2 protein-coding genes and 1 pseudogene (1 of these 3 running past the window's edge) are annotated in these 21,782 nt (G+C 65.0%); all 3 read left to right on the top strand.

Going from position 1 to position 21,782, the window contains the following annotated elements:
• Positions 1-8: 8 nt before the first annotated feature.
• Positions 9-5,009 (top strand): annotated as a pseudogene (locus tag VLA07_RS17795) (amino acid adenylation domain-containing protein); the annotation flags it as partial.
• Positions 5,010-5,277: 268 nt separating this feature from the next.
• Positions 5,278-18,291, top strand: a complete 13,014-nt coding sequence (locus VLA07_RS17790; protein WP_333990035.1) for an amino acid adenylation domain-containing protein — start codon at positions 5,278-5,280, stop codon at positions 18,289-18,291.
• On the top strand, positions 18,288-21,782 hold the 5' end (the start) of the coding sequence (locus VLA07_RS17785; RefSeq protein ID WP_333990033.1) for a non-ribosomal peptide synthase/polyketide synthase. The gene runs 14,328 nt beyond the window's last position; 3,495 of the gene's 17,823 nt are visible here — the first part of the coding sequence; it begins with the start codon at positions 18,288-18,290; its stop codon lies beyond the right edge, outside the window. Before VLA07_RS17790 ends, VLA07_RS17785 begins: the two co-directional genes overlap by 4 nt.

The following is a 21,782-nucleotide window of genomic DNA, read 5'->3' as shown; positions in this document are numbered from 1 at the left end:
TGGACTACCCGGCGCCGACGACCCTTCAGCAACGTATCGAAGCGCAGGCGACGCTGCGGCCGCAGGCGCTGGCGGCGGTTGATCAGGGGCAAAGCCTGACCTATGCCGAACTCAATCAACGCGCCAACGCGCTGGCTCATCATCTGCTCGATCTCGGGGTGCGCCCGGATGACCGGGTGGCGATCGTTGCCCGGCGCGGGCTCGACACGCTGGTCGGGCTGTTGGCGATCCTCAAGGCTGGCGCCGCTTATGTGCCGCTGGATCCGGCGCATCCGGCCGAGCGCCTGAGCTATCTGCTGGAGGACAGCGCGCCCATCGCGGTGCTGACCCAGCGTGCGCTGCGCGGGCATTTGCCGGCGTTGTCGGTGCCGGTGATCGAGCTGGATCAGCCGAGTTGGTCGGCTGGCCGGGTCGACGCGCCGAAGGTGCCGGGGCTGACCCCGGCCAACCTCGCTTATGTGATTTATACCTCCGGCTCGACCGGCCTGCCCAAGGGGGTGATGGTCGAGCACCGCACCCTGTGCAATCTGGTCGATTGGCACGCTGATGTCTTCGACCTGCATGCCGGCAGCCATACCTCAAGCCTGGCCGGTTTCGGTTTCGATGCGATGGCCTGGGAAGTCTGGCCGGCGCTGTGCGTGGGCGCGACCCTGCACCTGGCGCCGGCCAGTGAAGGTAGCGAAGACATCGATGCGCTGCTCGACTGGTGGCGTGCGCAGCCGTTGGACGTGAGTTTTTTGCCGACGCCGATCGCCGAATACGCGTTCAGCCGCCAGCTCGATCACCCGACGTTGCGCACGCTGCTGATCGGTGGCGACCGCCTGCGCCAGTTCTCGCGTCAGCCATCGTTCGAAGTGATCAACAACTACGGGCCGACCGAAGCCACCGTGGTGGCGACCTCGGGACGCATCGACGCCGGGCAGGCGCTGCACATCGGCAAACCGGTAAGCAACGCCACGGTGTATCTGCTGGATGAACAGCAGCAACCGGTGCCGCTCGGTGTGACGGGCGAGTTGTACGTCGGCGGGGTCGGGGTAGCCCGTGGTTACCTGAACCGCGCAGAGCTGAGCGCCGAGCGTTTCCTGCGCGACCCGTTCAGTGCTGAACCGGGCGCGCGCCTGTACCGCACCGGCGACCTTGCACGCTGGCGCGCCGACGGCAATCTCGAGTACCTGGGGCGCAACGATGATCAGGTGAAAATCCGTGGCATCCGGATCGAGCCGGGGGAGATCGAGAGCGCACTCGCCAGCCATTCGGCGGTGCGCGAAGCGGTGGTGCTGGTGCGCGACGGGCAATTGCTGGCGTGGTTCACCGAGCAGGCGCCGCTAGACATCAATGAGCTGCACGCGCAGCTGAAAACCCGCCTGAGCAACGCCATGCTGCCGAGCGCCTATGTGCGTCTGTCGGCGCTGCCGCTGACCGCCAACGGCAAGGTCGATCGCAAGGCACTGCCGGCGCCCGGGCCGGACGATCTGATCCGCCGCGAATACGAGGCGCCGCAGGGTGAGGTCGAAATCGCCCTGGCGCAGATCTGGGCCGAAGTCCTGCAAGTCGAGCGGGTCGGGCGTCACGATCACTTCTTCGAACTCGGCGGGCATTCGTTGCTGGCGGTGATCTTGATCGAGCGCATGCGTCAGCTCGATCTGAGCAGCGACGTGCGCGTGCTGTTCAGTCAGCCGACCCTGTCGGCGCTGGCGGCTTCGGTCGGCAGCGGTCGGGAGATCGAAGTGCCGGCCAACCGCATCACTGCCGATTGCACCCACATCGCGCCAGAGATGCTGCCGCTGGTGCAACTGCAGCAGAAGGACATCGAGCGGATCGTCGCCACGGTACCGGGCGGCGCGGCCAACGTGCAGGACATCTATCCGCTGGCACCGCTGCAGGAAGGCATTCTCTACCACCACATCACCGCTGAGCAGGGCGATCCGTACCTGCTGCAATCGCAACTGGCGTTCGACAGTCTTGAACGCGTCGAGGCTTTCGCCGCAGCGTTGCGAGAAGTCATGGCGCGGCACGACATTCTGCGCACTTCGGTGCTCTGGGAAGGCCTGAGCACCCCGGTGCAGGTGGTGTGGCGCGAAGCGATTCTGCCGTTGCAGGAGGTCGAACTGAACCCGGCCGACGGCCCGATCATCGAGCAGTTGCACCAGCGCTTCAACGCCCGGCGTTATCGCCTCGACGTCAGTCAGGCGCCGCTGATGCGCCTGGTGTATGCGCGTGATCCGGCGCTGGATCGGGTGGTGGGGATTCTGCTGTTCCATCACCTGGCCATGGATCACATCGCCCTTGAAGTGATGCGCAGCGAAATGCAGGCCAGCCTGTCGGGGCAGGTCGTGGCGCTGGCGCCGCCGGTGCCGTATCGCAATTACGTGGCGCAGACGCGGCTGGGCGTCAGTGAGCAGGAACATGAGGCGTTTTTCCGTGAGCAACTGGCCGACATCGACGAGCCGACCCTGCCGTTCGGCCTGCAGGAAGTGCAGGGCGACGGGCGCGGCATCGACGAAGCGCAGCAGGCGCTGCCGGCTGACGTCTATCAGCGTCTGCGCACCCAGGCACGACAGGCCGGAGTCAGCGTGGCGAGTCTGATTCATCTGGCGTGGGCGCGGGTGCTGGCAGCGACGTCCGGCCAGCAACGTGTGGTGTTCGGCACCGTGCTGATGGGGCGCATGCAGGGGGGCGAGGGTGCTGACCGGGCCTTGGGCGTGTTCATCAACAGCTTGCCGTTGCGCATCGATGTCGATGCCGGAGTGCTGGACGCGGTGCGCGCCACCCATGCGCGGCTGACCGCGCTGCTCGGCCATGAGCACGCGTCGCTGGCACTGGCCCAGCGCTGCAGCGGCGTCGCCTCGCCGTCACCGTTGTTCAGCGCGCTGCTCAACTACCGGCACAGTGACGAATCTGAATTGCTGGAGCCGTCCAGTCAGGCCTGGCAAGGCATCGAAACCCTGGCCAACGAGGAGCGCACCAATTACCCGCTGACCATGAGCGTGGATGATTTTGGCAACGGCTTGCGCCTCACCGGCAGGGCCGTGGCGCAAATTGGCGCGCAACGGATCTGCGGTTATATGCAAGCGGCGTTGAGCGGCCTGGTGCAGGCCTTGGAGCAGACCCCGCAACAGCCGTTGCACCGTTTGCCGATCCTGCAAGCCGAGGAGGTGCAACGCTTGCTGATCACCTTCAACGCCACCGAGGTCGATTGTCCGCTGGACCAGCCGTTGCACAGGTTGTTCGAAGCGCAGGTACAGCGCAAACCGTATGCAATCGCCGCACAGGCCGGCGAGCAAAGCCTGACCTATGAGCAACTCAATGATCGCGCCAATCGCCTGGCCCATCACCTGCGTGAACTCGGCGTGCAACCGGACTCGCGCGTAGCGATCTGCGTCGAGCGTGGGCTGGATCTGGTGGTTGGTCTACTCGGTATTCTCAAGGCAGGCGGGGCCTATGTGCCGCTGGACCCGGACTATCCGCTGGAGCGCCTGAACTACATGCTGCAGGACAGCGCGCCGGTCGCACTGCTGGTGCATGGCGCCACGCGGCAATTGCTGGGTGAACCGGGTGTGCCGTTGATCAATCTGGATCACGGCAACTGGGAGCAGCAGCCGTCAGACAATCTTCAGGTGCCGGGCTTGAGTGCTTCGAACCTCGCTTACATGATCTACACCTCGGGCTCTACCGGTCTGCCAAAAGGCGTGATGATCGAACACCGCAGCGCCTGCAACATGGTGCATTGGGGGGCGCAGCTCAGCCCGCCAACCGAGCACGGCGCGCTGCTGCAAAAAGCGCCGTTCAGCTTCGACAGCTCGGTGTGGGAGATCTTTTGGCCGCTGTGTTCCGGGATGCGTCTGGTACTGGCGCGGCCGGATGGCAACCGCGATTCGGCGTATGTGGTGCAGACCATTCGCGAGCAGCAGGTAACGGTGGTCAAGTTCGTCCCGGCGCTGTTGCAGCAGTTCATCGAACAGGACGGTGTCGAACAGTGCACCAGCCTGACCGATGTGCTCAACGGTGGTGGCGAACTCAGCGCAGCGCTGGCCCGCCAAGTGCGCGATCGCCTGCCGTGGGTGCGGTTGCACAACGTTTACGGCCCGACTGAAACCACGGTGGACAGCACGGGCTGGACGCTGGAACCGCACATGCCAGTGCCGGACAGCGTGGTGCCGATCGGCACAGCCTTGAGCAACACCCGGCTGTACGTGCTCGACGCGTACGGACAACCGGTGCCACAAGGTGTCAGCGGTGAGTTGCACATTGGCGGCGTCGGCGTGGCACGTGGTTATCACGGCTTGCCGGAGATGCAGGCCGAACGCTTCATCGACAGCCCGTTTGTGCCGGGGGATCGCCTGTACCGCACTGGCGATCTGGCGCGCTACAACAATCATGGGGAACTGGAATTCCTCGGCCGCAATGACTTCCAGATCAAGCTGCGGGGCTTGCGTCTGGAACCGGGAGAAATCGAGGCGCGGTTGATCGAGCATCCGGCAATTCGCCAAGCGGTAGTGATGGTCCGCGATGAGCGTCTGGTGGCCTGGTACAGCTTGCGCGCCGGCATCGACGCGCCATCGTTGGAAACCTTGCGCAGCCATGTGCTGGAGCGTTTGCCGGAGTACATGGTGCCGGGCGCGTTTGTGCTGCTCGACGCGTTGCCGCTGACGCCAAACGACAAGATCGACCGCAAAGCCCTGCCGGAACCGGGGGCAGATGCGGTGATCAACCGACCGTACGTGGCGCCACAGGGTGAAGTCGAAACCGCACTGGCGCAGATCTGGGGTGAAGTACTCGGCGTCGAACAGGTCGGTCGTCACGACAACTTCTTCGAACTCGGCGGGCATTCGTTGCTGGCGGTGAGTCTGGTGGCGCGTATGCGTCAGAGCGGTTTGCACACCGACGCCCGGGCACTGTTCAGCCAGCCGACGCTGGCGGCACTGGCGCTCAGCACCACACCCGAGGCGCAGCAAGTGGCCATCCCGCAAACCACCATCCCGAGCCTCACCCGCAAACGCCGGCTCTAGCCCGGAATTGATTGTGTAAACCAAACCCTGTGGGAGCGGGCTTGCTCGCGAATGCGGTGTAACAGTCACCATCAACATCGACTGACCCACCGCATTCGCGAGCAAGCCCGCTCCCACAGGGGGATTGCGGCGGCCGAGCCGGCGGCTTGTCCCCGCTTCCCATGTCAGCCCCGCAAGCCCCGATGTTTTAGTTTTTCCAGGCTGCGCACAGCAGGCACGGACTCGCGGCTGCGCGCTCCTTTTTCTCGTATTTACAGCAGGTTATCCCATGCATTTCAGCGAACTGATGGCTGTTCTTTCCACCCATGCGATCCGCCTTCAACAGGAAGATGAAGACCTGGTCATTCTGGGCAGCGACGACGCGCTGGACGATGCGTTGTGGGACAGCCTCAGCGAACACAAGGCGCAGTTGCTGGAACTGGTCGCGCAAAACGGTGGCGACTGGCTGAGCCCGGCGTTTCGCATCACCCCGGACATGCTGCCGCTGGTGACTCTGGATCAGCCGACCATCGATCGCCTGGTCGCCAAAGTACCCGGCGGCGCCGCCAACCTGCAGGACATTTACCCGCTGGCGCCGCTGCAGGAAGGCATGCTTTATCTGCACCTGTCGGCGCCCGCCGGTGACCCCTACGTGTCGCAAGCGCGATTCGCCTTCGACAGCCGCGAACGTCTGGAGGCTTTCGCCGAGGCGCTGCAATGGATGATCGAACGCCACGACATTCTGCGCACCTCGTTCGTCTGGGAACGCCTGGAGGAACCGCTGCAAGTGGTGCAGCGACACGCTCGTCTGCATTGCGAAGAAATCGCCCTCGACCCGGGTGCGGATGCTCTGACGCAATTGCTGGAGCGCCACGACCCACGGTTCTTCCGCCTCGACATCCAGCAGGCGCCGCTGCTGCGTCTGGTGTACGCCATGGATCCGGCCAACGGGCGCGTGGTCGCGCTGTTGCTGTTCCATCACCTGATCATGGACCACGTCGCCCTCGACGTGGTGCGCCGCGAAACCCGTTCGCACCTGCTCGGCCAGACCGCGCAGGTCGGGCCGCCGGTGCCATACCGCGATCACCTGGCCAAGGCCCGTCTGCGTCTGGACGAACAGACTCACGAGCAGTTTTTCCGCGAGATGCTCGCCGACATCGACGAGCCGACCTTGCCCTGTGGTTTGCAGGATGTGCAGGGCGATGGCCAAGGCATCGAAGAAGCTTTGCTGATGCTCGACACCGATTTCAGCCGGCAACTGCGCGGCCAGTCGCGTCAGCTCGGCGTCAGCGTGGCGAGCCTGATGCACCTGGCGCTGGCGCGGGTGCTCGGCCAACTGTCCGGGCGCACGGCGGTGGTGTTCGGCACCGTGCTGCTGGGGCGGATGGAGGCGGGCGAGGGCGGCGAACAGGCGCTGGGGATGTTCATCAACACCTTGCCGCTGCGGGTGGATGTCGGGCAGGACGGCGTGCGTGCCGGGGTGCTGGCCACCCATCGACGCCTGACCGCGTTGCTCGGCCATGAACAGACCTCGCTGGCCCTGGCCCAGCGTTGCAGCGCGGTGGCGGTGCCAACGCCGTTGTTCAGCGCGATCCTCAACTATCGCCACAGCAGCAGTGAAGAGATCGCCGAGGTCAGCGAACTGGCCCCCGGCGTGCAAGTGCTGGGCGCCCGCGAACGCACCAACTACCCGCTGACAATAAACATCGACGACCTCGGCGAAGACTTGCGCATCACCGCGCTGGCGGATGCGGCGCTGGGTGCCGAACGCATCGCCGCTTACCTGCACACCGCGTTGCACAGCCTGCTGCAGGCCTTGCAATCGACCCCGGATGCGCCGCTGCAACGCCTGAATATCCTGCCGGCCGCCGAACGTGAATATCTGCTGCACGGGATCAACTCGCCGTTGCCGCAGTTCCCGGAAACCCCGCTGATTCACCAGCAGTTCGAAGCCCACGCGGCGGCGCGTCCAGAGGCCACAGCGCTGCTGTTCGAGGAGCAGACGTTGAGCTACGGCGAACTCAATCGCCGCGCCAATCAACTTGCGCATCACCTGCTGGCGCGGGGGATTCGCCCGGATCAGCGCGTGGCGATTTGTGTCGAGCGTGGCCCGCAAATGCTCATCGGCCTGCTCGGTATCCTCAAGGCCGGCGCCGGTTACGTGCCGATCGACCCGGCGTATCCACTGGAGCGCATCGCCTACACCCTGGAGGACAGCGCCCCGGTGGCGGTGCTGACCCAGGCCGATACGCTGGATCGGGTTGGCGCGCTTGGCGTGCCGATCATCGATCTGGACAGCCTGCAGTTGCAGGCTGAACTCAGCAGCAATCCGCAGATTCCCGAGCTGAGCCCGAGTCATCTTGCCTACGTGATCTATACCTCCGGTTCCACCGGGCTGCCCAAAGGCGTGATGGTCGAGCACCGCAACGTGGTGCGGCTGTTTTCCGCGACCCACGACTGGTTCAACTTCAACCCGCAGGATGTGTGGGCGCTGTTCCATTCCTTCGCCTTCGACTTCTCGGTCTGGGAAATCTGGGGTGCGCTGGCGTTCGGCGGACAATTGTTGCTGGTGCCGCAGGCGGTCAGCCGCTCGCCGGACGACTGCTACGCGTTGCTGTGCCGCACTGGCGTCACCGTGCTCAATCAGACCCCGAGCGCCTTCCGTCAACTGATCGCCGCGCAGGGCCGCAGCCCGTTGCAGCACTCGTTGCGCGAAGTGATCTTCGGCGGCGAAGCCCTGGAACCGGGCCTGCTCAAACCGTGGTACGCGCGGGTCGGCAATGCCGGTACGCGGCTGGTGAACATGTACGGCATCACTGAAACCACGGTGCACGTGACCTATCGCCCACTGCAGGCAGCGGACGCGTTACTGGTCGGGCGCAGCCCGATTGGCGTGGGCATTCCCGACCTGCAACTGTACGTGCTCGACGCGCAGCGCGAACCGGTGCCGGTCGGCGTGATCGGCGAGTTGTACGTCGGTGGCGCCGGGGTTGCCCGAGGCTACCTCAATCGTGAAGCGCTGACTGCTGAACGCTTTATCGCCGACCCGTTCAGCGGCCGTGCCGAGGCGCGCCTGTACAAGACCGGCGACCTCGCGCGCTGGTCAGCGGATGGCAGCCTCGAATACCTGGGGCGCAACGACGATCAAGTGAAGATCCGTGGTTTCCGCATCGAACTCGGTGAAATCGAAGCTCGCCTCGCCGCCTGCGCCGGGGTGCGCGAAGCGCTGGTGATCGCTCGCGAAGACAGTCCCGGTGACAAGCGTCTGGTCGCCTACTGGCTGGCCGCCGAAGGCGCTGAGCCGAGCGCCGCGCAATTGCGCGACGCGTTGCTGCAATCGCTGGCCGACTACATGGTGCCGAGCGCGTTTGTGCGCCTCGACGCGTTGCCGCTGACCACCAACGGCAAACTTGATCGCAAAGCCTTGCCACAACCGGACAGCGATGCGTTCGCCCGTCGCGGTTTCGAAGCCCCGCTGGGGCCGGTGGAAACCCTGATCGCCGGTATCTGGCAGAGCCTGCTCGGTGTCGAGCAGGTTGGGCGGCACGACAATTTCTTCGAACTCGGCGGCCATTCGCTGTTGGCGGTGAAACTGATCGAACGCATGCGCCAGCACGACTTGCAGTGCGACGTGCGCGTGCTGTTCGGCCAGCCGAGCGTTGCGGCGCTGGCGGCGACCTTGAGTCACAGTCACGCCCTGCGGGTGCCAGAAAATCTGATTGCCGCCGATTGCACGCGCATCACCCCGGACATGCTGCCGCTGGCCGCGCTGGATCAGGTCGCCATCGACCGCGTTGTAGCCAGCGTGCCTGGCGGCGTCGGCAATGTGCAGGACATTTACGGCCTGGCACCGTTGCAGGCGGGGATTCTCTATCACCATCTGGCGACCAGCGCCGGTGATCCCTACGTATTGCAGGCGCAATTCGCCTTCGCCGGTCTGGCGCAGATCAAGGCCTTCGTCCGTGCGTTGAATGCGGTGATCGAGCGCCACGATATTCTGCGCACCAGCGTGTTCTGGGAAGGGCTTGAAGAGCCGGTGCAAGTGGTCTGGCGCGAGGCGCCGCTGGCGCTGGAACGGGTCGATGCCGACCTGCTTGAGGGCGATGTGCTGGAGCAGATGCAGGCGCGGTTCGATCCACGGCACTACCGCCTCGACCTGCGCCGGGCGCCGCTGATGCGTCTGGCCTACACCGAAGACCGTGAGCAGCAGCGCTGGGTCGGCATCCTGTTGCTGCACCACATCGTGCTCGACCACACCGCACTGGAAGTGTTGCTGGCGGAAATGAACGACAGCCTGTACCCGAGCGGCGCCGAGTTGCCGATGCCGGTGCAGTACCGCAACTACGTGGCGCAGGCGCAACAGCACGCCGATACTCAGGCGCACGAAGCGTTCTTCCGCGACATGCTCGGCGACATCGACGAGCCGACTGTGGCCTTCGGTGTGCACGACGTACATGGCGACGGCAGTAGCATCGTCGACAGCGAGCAGGTGCTGGACGCCGGCGTGGCCGAGCGCCTTCGCGAGCAGGCGCGCCGCCTCGGCATCAGCGCGGCCAGCCTGGTGCACCAGGCCTGGGGCCAGGTGCTGGCGCAGGTTTCGGGGCGTGAAGAGGTGGTGTTCGGCACCGTGCTGCTCGGACGCATGCAGGGTGGCGAGGGCGCCGATCGCGCACTCGGCATGTTCATCAACACCTTGCCGTTGCGGGTCAGTGTTGGCGCTACCTCGGTAGAGCAAGGCGTGCGGGCTACTCATGAGCGATTGGCGCAACTGCTGGCGCATGAGCAGGCCTCGCTGTCGCTGGCCCAGCGTTGCAGCGGTGTTGCCGCATCGCTGCCGCTGTTCAGCAGCTTGCTCAACTATCGCCACAGCGCGGCCGAACCGGCAGGCGTGACTTGGGACGGGATCGAGATTCTCAGCTCGCGCGAGCGCAGCAACTATCCGCTGGTGGTCAGCGTCGACGACCTCGGCACCGGTTTCCGCCTGAGCGTGCAGGCGGTGCCGCAAGTGGATGGCGCGCGGGTCTGCGATTACCTGCAAACCGCGCTGCACAATTTGCTGACGGCGCTGGAGCACACGCCAGCAATGCCGCTGCGGCAGATCTCGGTGCTGTCGCCGAGCGAACGCCGGCGGGTCCTGGTCGGCTTTAACATCACCGGTCGCGACTATCCGCCAGCGCAAACCGTGCAGCGTTTGTTCGAGGCCCAGGCGGCCGCGCATCCGGAGGCCTTGGCGGCGCTGCAAGGTACCTGGCAGTTGAGCTATGGCGAGCTCAATCAGCGGGCCAATCGCCTGGCGCATCACCTGATCGGCCTTGGCGTGCAGCCCGATGACCGGGTTGCCCTGTGTGCCCGGCGCAGCCCGGACATGCTGGTCGCGCTGCTGGCGATCCTCAAGGCCGGCGCCGGTTATGTGCCGGTCGATCCGGCGTATCCGGCGGAACGCATCGCCTATCTGTTGCAGGACTGCGCTCCGGTGGCGGTGGTGGCGCAAGAATCGACTCGCGATCTTCTCGGTGGCGTGCCGGTCATCGATCTGGACCGCGACCTCTGGCAGCACCTGTCGGATGCCAATCCGCAGGTGCCGGCATTAACCCCGAACCATCTGGCTTACGTGATTTACACCTCCGGCTCCACCGGCCAACCGAAAGGGGTGATGGTCGAACATGCCACCCTGGAAAACCTCGTGCACTGGCACGCTGAAGCCTTCGACTTGCAGGCCGGCAGCCAGACCGCGAGCGTCGCCGGCTTCGGTTTCGATGCGATGGCCTGGGAAGTCTGGCCGGCACTGTGTGTTGGCGCGACCTTGCACCTGCCGCCGCAGTCGGTCCGCAATGAACATCTCGACGAGTTGCTCGATTGGTGGTGCGCGCAGCCGTTGCAGGTCAGCTTCTTGCCGACGCCGGTGGCCGAATATGCGTTCAGCCGGCAATTACAGCACCCGACCTTGCGTACGCTGCTGATCGGTGGCGACCGACTGCGTCAGTTCAGTCGTGCGCAAACCTTCGACGTGATCAACAACTATGGCCCGACCGAAGCCACGGTGGTCGCTACCTCGGGGCGGGTCGAACTGGATCAGCCGCTGCATATCGGCCGCCCGATCGCCAACGCCAAAATCTATGTGCTGGACGCCGAGCAGCGCCCGGTGCCGGTGGGGGTGGCGGGCGAGCTGTATGTCGGCGGGGCGGGCGTGGCGCGCGGTTATCTGAATCGCCCCGAGCTGACCGCTGCGCAGTTCCTCTTCGATCCGTTCAGCGATGAGCCGCAGGCGCGCATGTACCGCACCGGCGATCAGGCGCGTTGGCTGGCTGACGGCAATATCGAGTACCTGGGGCGCAACGACGATCAGGTCAAACTGCGTGGCGTGCGAATCGAACTCGGTGAAATCGAAGCCGCGCTCGGCAGCCACGCTGCGCTGCAAGAGGCGGTGGTGCTGGTTCGCGATGGGCGGCTGATTGCGTGGTTCACCGAGCGCACGGCGGTCGATATTCAGCAGTTGCACACGCATTTACAGGCACGCTTGCCGGATGCGCTGCTGCCGGCGGCTTACGTGCGGCTGGACGCATTGCCGTTGACCGCCAACGGCAAGATCGACCGCAAGGCCTTGCCGGAACCGGAGCAGGGCGCGTGGCTCAGCCGCGAATATGAAGCGCCACAGGGTGCGCTGGAAACCGCGCTGGCGCAGATCTGGATCGACGTGCTGAAAGTCGAGCGGGTCGGGCGTCACGACAACTTCTTCGAATTGGGCGGGCATTCGCTGCTGGCGGTGAGCCTGATCGAGCGCATGCGCCAGATCGACCTCGCGGCCGACGTGCGCGTGCTGTTCAATCAGCCGACCCTGGCCGCATTGGCCGCCGCTGTGGGCAGCGGTCGCGAAATCGAGGTGCCGGCCAACCGCATTCCGCCGGGCTGCACGCACATCACTCCGGACATGCTCAGCCTGACTGAACTCGATCAAGCGAGCATCGAGCGCATCGTCGCCACCGTGCCGGGCGGGGCCGCCAACGTGCAGGACATCTATCCGCTGGCACCGTTGCAGGAAGGCATTCTTTACCACCACCTGAGCGCCGAACAGGGCGATCCGTACCTGCTGCAATCGCGGCTGATCTTCGACAGCGTCGAGCGCCTGCGCACCTTCAGCCAAGCCTTGCAGCAGGTCATCGCGCGTCACGACATTCTGCGCACCAGTGTGGTCTGGGAAGGGCTGGCGAGTCCGCAGCAGGTGGTCTGGCGTCAGGCGCCGCTGGTGGTGCAAGCGGTGCCGCTGGATCCGGCGCAGGGCGACATTCTTGACCAGTTGCACGCGCGCTTCGATGCCCGGCACAACCGCCTCGACCTGAGCCAGGCGCCGCTGATGCGCATCGTCTACGCCGAAGACCCGGCGCAGCAACGGGTGGTGGCGATCATCCTGTTCCAGCACTTGATTCTCGACCACACCGCCATGGAGGTGGTGGGCCAGGAAATGCGTGCTTTCATGTTCGATCAGGCCGACAGCCTCGGCACGCCGATGCCGTACCGCAACTACGTGGCGCAGGCGCGTCTGGGTGCCAGCGAGCAGGAACACGAAACGTTCTTCCGCGACATGCTCGGCGATATCGACGAACCGACCCTGCCGTTTGGTCTGCACGACGTGCAAGGCGATGGCGGCGACATCGAGGAGGCGCAGCAAGCCGTGGATGCCGGGTTGACCCTGCGCCTGCGTGAACAGGCGCGGCAGTTGGGTGTCAGCCCGGCGAGCCTGATGCACCTGGCCTGGGCGCAGGTGGTGGGGGTGCTTGCCAACCGCCGCGACGTGGTGTTCGGCACGGTGCTGTTGGGGCGTTTGCAGGGCGGTGAGGGCGCGGATCGCACCCTCGGCGTGTTCATCAACACCTTGCCGCTGCGGGTGGATGTCAGCGAAGGCGTGCGCGCTGCGGTCAAGACCACCCACGCCCGGCTGACCGCGCTGCTGGCCCATGAACATGCGCCATTGGCGCTGGCCCAGCGTTGCAGCGCTGTGTCCGGGGCGCCGCTGTTCAGCGCCTTGCTCAACTACCGGCATACCGCTGCCGAAGCGCAGCCGCGTGACGGTCAGGGTATCTGGGAAGGCGTGCAATTGCTTGGCGGCGAAGAGCGCAGCAACTATCCGCTGACCCTCAGCGTCGACGATCTCGGCGAAGACTTTTCCCTGTCCGTGCTGGCGTTGGCGCAGATCGGCGCGCAACGGATCTGCGGCTACATGCACACCGCGCTGGAGCATCTGGTGCACGCGCTGGAACAGGCGCCGCAACGTCCGCTCAACCGCTTGCCGATTCTTTCGGTCGAGGAATACGAACGCCTGGTGGTCGGTTTCAACCCGACTGCGGCTGCGTATCCGCGCGGTGCAACGATTCAGGCGCTGGTGCAAGTGCAGGCCGAGCAGCAGCCACAGGCACTGGCGGTGGTGCAGGGCACGCAGCAACTGACCTACGCGCAGCTCAATCAGCAGGCCAATCGCCTGGCCCATCACTTGCTCGGCCTCGGCGTGCAACCGGACGACCGGATTGCCGTGTGCCTGCAACGCAGCCCGCAGATGCTGGTGGCGCTGCTGGCGATTCTCAAGGCCGGCGCCGGTTATGTGCCGGTCGATCCGGCGTACCCGGCCGAACGCATTGCCTACCTGTTGCAGGACAGCGATCCGGTGGCGGTGCTGGCGCAGGGCGCGACCCGCGAGTTGCTGGGCCGGGTGCCGGTGATCGATCTGGACAACGCCCTCTGGCAACACCTGCCGGCTACCAATCCGCAACTGCCGACGCTGACCCCGGCGCATCTGGCCTACGTGATCTACACCTCGGGTTCGACCGGTCAGCCGAAAGGCGTGATGGTCGAACACGCGACCCTGGAAAACCTTGTGCACTGGCACTGCGAGGCGTTCGACCTGCGCGCCGGCAGCCACACCGCCAGCGTCGCCGGTTGCGGTTTCGACGCGATGGCCTGGGAGGTCTGGCCGGCGCTGTGTGTCGGCGCGACCCTGCACCTGCCGCCGCCGTCGATCAGCAACGAACACCTCGATGAACTGCTCGACTGGTGGCGCGCGCAGCCGTTGCAAGTGAGCTTCCTGCCGACGCCGATTGCCGAATACGCCTTCAGCCGTGAGTTGGGTCACCCGACCTTGCGCACGCTGTTGATCGGTGGCGACAAGTTGCGCCAGTTCTCGCGTGAGCAGACCTTTGCCGTCATCAACAACTACGGCCCGACCGAAGCCACGGTGGTCGCGACCTCCGGGCAAATCAATGCCGGGCAGTTGCTGCATATTGGCCGGCCGATCAGCAACGCCCGGATCTACCTGCTCGATGAACAGCAGCGTCCGGTGCCGGTTGGCGTGGCGGGTGAGTTGTACATCGGTGGCGCGGGTGTGGCCCGTGGTTATCTGAACCGTCCCGAGCTGACCGCCGAACGCTTCCTCGAAGACCCGTTCAGTGACGAACCGCAGGCGCGCATGTACCGCACTGGCGATCTCGCGCGCTGGCTGGCCGACGGCAATATCGAGTATCTGGGACGTAACGACGATCAGGTCAAACTGCGCGGCGTGCGGGTGGAACTGGGGGAAATCGACGCGGCACTGACCAGCCATCCGGCGGTGCAGGACGCGGTAGTGCTGGTGCGCGAGGCGCGCTTGATCGCCTGGTTCACTGCCCGCGCTGCGGTAGAAATCGAAGAGCTGCGCGAGCATCTGCAAGCACGTTTGCCGCAGGCACTGGTGCCCGCCGCCTACGCGCGCCTGCCGGCGCTGCCGCTGACCGCCAACGGCAAACTCGACCGCAAGGCCTTGCCCGAACCGGATCAGGACGCCTGGCTCAGCCGCGAATACGCAGCCCCGCAAGGGCCGGTGGAAACCGCGCTGGCGCAGGTCTGGGCCGAGGTGCTGCAGGTCGAACAGGTCGGACGTCACGACAACTTCTTTGAACTGGGCGGACATTCGTTGCTGGCGGTGACCCTGATCGAGCGCATGCGTCAGCTCGGCCTGAGCACCGACGTGCGCGTGCTGTTCAGCCAGCCAACCCTCGCCGCGCTGGCGGCCGCCGTCGGCAGCGGTCGCGAAGTCGCGGTGCCGGATAACCTGATTCCACTCGGTTGCACGCATATCACTCCAGACATGCTGACCCTGCTGCAACTGGATCAGGCCAGCATCGAGCGCATCGTCGCCACGGTGCCAGGCGGGGCCGCCAATGTGCAGGACATTTATCCGCTGGCGCCGTTGCAGGAAGGCATTCTTTATCACCACTTGAGCGCCGGGCAGGGTGATCCGTACCTGCTGCAATCGCGCCTGGCATTCGACAGCCTTGAACGCTTGCACGCCTTTGCCGCCGCACTGCGCCAGGTCATGACACGTCACGACATTCTGCGCAGCGGAGTGGTCTGGGAAGGGTTGTCGACGCCGGTGCAAGTGGTCTGGCGTGAAGCCGAGCTGCCGCTGCAGGAGGTTGCATTCGATCCGGCGGGCGGTGATGTTCTGGCGCAGTTATTTGAGCGTTTCGACGCGCGGCATTACCGCATCGACCTCAGTCAGGCGCCGTTGATTCGCCTGGTCTATGCACAAGACCCGGCCAATGATCGAGTGGTCGCCATGCTGCTGTTCCATCACATCGCCATGGATCACACGGCGCTGGAAGTGGTGCAGCAGGAACTGCAGGCGCTGCTCTTCGGTCACGGCGAAGCCCTGATCCCCGCCGTGCCGTATCGCAATTACGTGGCGCAGACCCGGCTGGGCGTCAGCGAGCAGGAGCATGAAGCGTTCTTCCGCACGATGCTCGGCGAGATCGATGAGCCGACGCTGCCGTTCGGTCTGCTGGATGTGCACGGTGACGGCCATGACATCGAAGAAGTCCGTCAGCGCGTGCCCGAAGCCTTGGCGCGGCGCCTGCGCAGCCAGGCGCGGCAGCTGGGCGTGAGCGTCGCGAGCCTGTTCCATCTGGCGTTTGCCCAGGTATTGGCGGCGACTTCCGGACATAAGCGCGTGGTGTTCGGCACCGTGCTGCTGGGGCGGATGCAGGGCGGTACCGGCGCTGATCGCAGTCTGGGAATGTTTATCAACACGCTGCCGCTGCGGGTGGATCTGGGTGATGTTTCGGTGCGTGCCGGGGTGCGCGCCACCCATGCGCAACTGACCGCATTGCTCGGCCATGAACATGCGTCACTGGCATTGGCCCAGCGGTGCAGCGGGGTGGCCGCGCCGTCACCGCTGTTCAGCGCGATGCTCAATTACCGGCACAGCGTCAGCGCAGAACAGTTGCAGGCCAATCGCCTGGCCTGGCAAGGCATCGAAAACCTGTCCAGCGAGGAGCGCACCAACTATCCGCTGAGCTTCAACGTCGATGACCTGGGCCAGGGCTTTGATCTCACGGCCATGACCCCTTCGCAGATTGGCGCGGCGCGGGTGTGTGGCTACATGCAGCAGGCGTTGGCGGGGCTGGTCGAAGCGCTGGAACAGACACCGCAGCAGGCGTTGAATCGCCTGTCGGTGCTGGCGGATGCCGAGCGCCAGCAGTTGCTGTTCGGCCTGAATGCTACGAAGGTCGATTACAACCTTGAGCTGACCATTCACGGCTTGTTCGAAGCGCAAGTGGCGCGCACGCCTTGGGCACCAGCGGTGGCCGCTGATGAACAGCCACTGACTTATGCCGAACTCAACGCCCGGGCCAATCAACTGGCGCGGCACCTACGTGAATTGGGCGTAGGGCCGGACTCACGGGTGGCGATCTGCGTCGAGCGCGGTCTGGACATGGTAGTCGGGCTGCTGGCGATCCTCAAGGCTGGCGGCGGTTTTGTGCCGCTGGATCCGGCGTATCCGCTGGAGCGTCTGGCCTACATGCTGGAGGACAGCGCGCCGTTGGCGGTGTTGGTGCAGGGAACCACGCGCTCGTTGCTCGGTGACGTTGGCGTGCCGGTGATCGACCTGGATCTGCCGCATTGGCAATCGCTGTCGACGGAAAACCTTCCGCTCGCTGAATTGACCCCGCAGCACACCGCCTACGTGATCTACACCTCCGGTTCCACTGGCCAACCGAAAGGCGTGATCAACGAACACAGCGGGGTAGTCAACCGCCTGCTGTGGATGCAGGACGCCTATCAACTGACCTCCAGCGACACGGTATTGCAGAAAACCCCGTTCAGCTTCGACGTGTCGGTCTGGGAGTTCTTCTGGCCGCTGATGACCGGCGCCCGACTGGTCATGGCCCGACCTGAAGGGCACAAGGATCCGGAATATCTCAGCGAAATCATCGAACGCGAACACATCACCACGTTGCACTTTGTCCCGTCGATGCTCGATGTATTTCTCGCTCATGCTGACACCGCACGCTGCAGCAGCCTGCGGCAAGTCATGTGCAGCGGCGAAGCGTTGCCGGGCAGCGTGGTGCGGCGTTTCAAACAGCAACTGCCGGGCAGCCAATTGCACAACCTCTACGGCCCGACCGAGGCCGCGGTGGACGTAACGGCGTGGAACTGCGCCGGGCCGCTGGAAAACACCCCGGACAACACGCCGATCGGCAAACCGATTGCCAACACCCGCATGTACATCCTCGATGCCCAGCAACAACCGGTGCCGCACGGTGTGGTCGGCGAGCTGTACATCGGTGGTGTGCAGGTAGCGCGCGGTTATCTGAACCGTCCGCAGCTGAACGCCGAACGCTTCCTCAACGATCCGTTCCAGTCCAATGGACGCATGTACCGCACCGGCGACATCGCCCGCTATCTGCCGGACGGCAATATCGAATACCTGGGCCGTAACGACGATCAGGTGAAGATTCGTGGCCTGCGCATCGAACTCGGCGAGATTCAGGCGCGTTTGACCCAGATCGACGGCATTCAGGAAGCCGCCGTGCTCGCCCGCGAAGATGCATCCGGCGACAAGCGTCTGGTGGCGTACTACACCGGGGCACGCCTGGAAATCGACGTGCTGCGCAGCCATCTGCTGGAAAACCTGCCGGACTACATGGTGCCCGCGCTGTTCGTGCATCTCGAAGCATTGCCGCTGAGCCCCAACGGCAAACTCGACCGCAAGGCGCTGCCGGCCCCGGATCAGGCCGCATTGCCTGTGCGCGAATACGAAGCCCCGGTGGGCGACGTCGAAATCACCCTCGCACGGCTCTGGGCCGAGTTGCTCAACGTCGAGCGGGTAGGGCGCCACGATCATTTCTTTGAACTGGGTGGTCACTCGCTGCTGGCGGTCAGTCTGATCGGCCGGCTGCGTCAGGAAGGCATGGAAGCCGATGTCAGGTCGCTGTTCGAACATCCGACCCTGGCCGGCTACGCCGCAATTACCGAACGAATGGAGATCGTCCTGTGAACGTGATCGAACTGTTGGCCACATTGAAGGCTAAAGATATCCAGCTGGCGGTCGCGGACGACCAATTGCGGGTCAATGGCAACAAGCAGGCGTTGAACGACCCGGCGTTGCTGGCGCTGTTGCGCGAGCACAAACCGGCGCTGATCGAACTGATCAAGGCCGGGCAGTACTCGGCCAGCAAGCATGGCCAGGTCGAGGTGCCGGCCAACGGGATCGTTGCGGGCACCACGCACATCACCCCGGCAATGCTGACGCTGGTCGAGCTCGATCAAACCACCATCGACCATCTCGTCGCACAAGTCCCCGGCGGCGCAGCCAATGTGCAGGACATCTACCCGCTGGCGCCGTTGCAGGAAGGCATCCTGTATCACCACGTCAGTGGCGGTGACGGCGATCCGTATGTCATGCAATCGCATTTCGCCTTTGCCAGCCGCGAGCGTTTTCAAGCGTTCGCTCAAGCGCTGCAAGCAGTGATCGATCGCCATGACATTCTGCGCACCGCTGTGCATTGGGCAGGGCTGGACGCGCCGGTGCAGGTGGTCTGGCGCCGGGCCGAACTGCCAGTGGAAGAGGTGACGTTGCCTGATGCAAATGGCGACGTGCTGGCGTATCTGCACGAGCGTTTCGACGCCCGGCACTTCCGCCTCGACGTTACCCAGGCGCCGCTGATGCGTCTGGCCCACGCCTGGGATGAAGCCGGGCAACGGGTGATCGCCACGCTGCTGTTCCATCACATGGCCCTCGACCATTCGGCCCTCGACGTGGTGCGCCACGAAATGCGCGCCTGCCTCACCGGGCAGCGTGAACGGCTCGGGCGCCCGGTGCCGTTTCGCAATTACGTGGCGCAGGCGCGTCTGGGCGTCAGCGAGGCCGAGCACGAGGCGTTTTTCCGCGAGATGCTCAGCGACATCGACGAACCGACGCTGCCTTACGGCCTGCAGGACGTGCAGGGTGACGGCAGCGAAATCGTCGAACTCAGCGTGCCGGTCGCGGCGCTGTTGGGCCAGCGTCTGCGGGCGCAGGCGCGAACCCTTGGCGTCAGTGTCGCGAGCCTGTTCCACCTCGGCTGGGCGCAGGTGCTGGCCGCGCTGACCGGCAAGCAGCAGGTGGTGTTCGGCACCGTGCTGATGGGCCGCATGCAAGGCGCCGAAGCGATTGATCGGGCGCTGGGGATTTTCATCAACACCTTGCCGTTGCGGGTGAACATCGACGGGCAGGACGTGCGCGCGGCGGTCAACGCCACCCACGCCCGGTTGACCACGCTGATGCGGCACGAACACGCACCGCTGGCCCTGGCCCAGCGCTGCAGTAATGTGGTGGCGCCGACGCCGCTGTTCAGCACGCTGCTCAATTATCGCCACAGCCACAACGTCGCCACCGCCAGTGCCGAAACCCTCGCGGCGTGGGACGGTATCTCCACGTTGCACTCCGAAGAGCGCAGCAACTATCCGTTGACGATGAGTGTCGATGACCTCGGTGATGCATTCAGCCTGACCCTGCTGGCCAGCACCCAGACCGATCCGCAGCGCATCTGCGACTACCTGCACTGCGCGCTGGAAAACCTCGTGCTCGCGCTGGAGCAGGCGCCGCAGACACCGGTCAATCAACTGCCGATCCTGCCGGCGGCGGAGCTTGCGCAGGTACTGCTCGAGTTCAATGCCACTCAAGTGGATTTCCCGGCTGCACAGACCATCCAGCAACGTTTCGAGGCACAGGTAGCCGAACGGCCGGACGCGCTGGCGGCAGTGTTTGCCGACGCGCAACTGACCTACGCCGAACTCAATCAGCAGGCCAACGCTTTGGCGCATCACCTGATCGGCCTGGGCGTGAAACCGGATGACCGCGTGGCGATCGTCGCCCGCCGTGGGCTGGACACCCTGGTCGGACTGGTGGCGATCCTCAAGGCCGGCGCCGGTTATGTGCCGATTGATCCGGCGCATCCGGCCGAGCGATTGAACTACCTGCTCGACGACAGCGCGCCAGTCGCCGTACTGACCCAAAGTCATCTGCGCGAGCGACTGCCGGCGCTAAACGTGCCGGTGCTCGACCTCGATCACTGCAACTGGCCGCTGACGGTTACGCAAAACCCGCAGGTACCGGGCCTGAGCTCCGCGAACCTGGCCTACGTGATCTACACCTCCGGCTCCACTGGTTTGCCCAAAGGCGTGATGGTCGAGCATCACACCTTGAGCAATCTGGTCGACTGGCACTGCACGGCGTTCGACCTCTGCGCCGGGCGCCACACCTCAAGCCTCGCCGGCTTTGGTTTCGATGCGATGGCCTGGGAGGTCTGGCCGGCGTTGTGTGCGGGCGCGACCCTGCATCTGGCGCCGACTCACGAGGGCGGCGAAGACATCGATGCCTTGCTCGCGTGGTGGTGCGCGCAGCCGCTGGACGTAAGCTTCCTGCCGACCCCGGTGGCCGAATACGCCTTCAGCCAGAACCTCGAACACCCGACCCTGCGCACGCTGCTGATCGGCGGCGACCGCTTGCGGCAGTTCAATCGCAACCAGCATTTCGACGTGATCAACAACTACGGCCCGACCGAGACCACAGTGGTCGCGACCTCAGGGCGGGTAGCAAGCGGCGACGCGCTGCACATCGGTAAACCGCTGAGCAATGCCACGGTTTACCTGCTCGACGAACAGCAGCGCCCGGTGCCGCTTGGCGTGGCGGGCGAGTTGTACGTTGGCGGTGCCGGGGTCGCCCGTGGCTACCTGAATCGCCCGGACATGACTGCCGAACGCTTTCTGCGTGACCCGTTCAGCCCCTTGCCGAATGCGCGGATGTACCGCACCGGCGACCTTGCACGCTGGCGCGAGGACGGCAACATCGAGTACCTCGGGCGCAACGACGATCAGGTGAAAATCCGTGGCGTGCGCATCGAGCTGGGCGAGATCGAAACCTGCCTCAACCAGTTGCCGGGGATTCAGGAAGCGGTGCTGCTGGCCCGCGAAGATCAACCCGGCCAGCCGCGCCTGGTGGCCTACTTCACCGAACAGCCGCAGGTCGAAGCGCTGCCGGTGGGCGAGTTGCGCGCGCAACTGCTCAGCCGGTTGCCGGAGTACATGGTGCCGACCGCGTTCGTCAAACTCGCCGCGCTGCCGCTGACCGCCAACGGCAAAGTCGACCGCAAGGCCTTGCCAGCGCCGGATCTGGCGGCGCTGTTCACTCGCGAGTACGCAGCGCCCGAAGGCGAGGTGGAAAACGCGCTGGCACAGATCTGGGCCGACGTGCTGCAGGTTGAACGGGTCGGGCGTCAGGATCACTTTTTCGAACTCGGCGGGCATTCGTTGCTGGCGATGCGCATGGTCTCGCAAGTGCGCCAGCGCCTAGGTGTCGAGCTGGCGCTGAGCGATCTGTTCGCCAACGCCGAGCTGGCGGCGGTCGCGTCAGTGCTGAGCGAGGCCGGACGCTGTGCGCAACCACAGATCGTGCCGGTCCCGCGTGACGGCGCGTTGCCGCTGTCGTTCGCCCAGCAACGCTTGTGG

This window comes from Pseudomonas sp. S3(2024) (assembly GCF_036861315.1).
Classification (GTDB): Bacteria; Pseudomonadota; Gammaproteobacteria; order Pseudomonadales; family Pseudomonadaceae; genus Aquipseudomonas; species Aquipseudomonas putida_A.
The sequence above is the reverse complement of the archived record's forward strand: the minus strand, read 5'-3'. Positions and strand labels throughout refer to the sequence as shown.

Coding starts and splice junctions, on each gene's coding strand:
- VLA07_RS17790 (WP_333990035.1), top strand. CDS start 5,278: ATGCATTTCAGCGAACTGATGGCTGTTCTTTCCACCCATGCGATCCGC.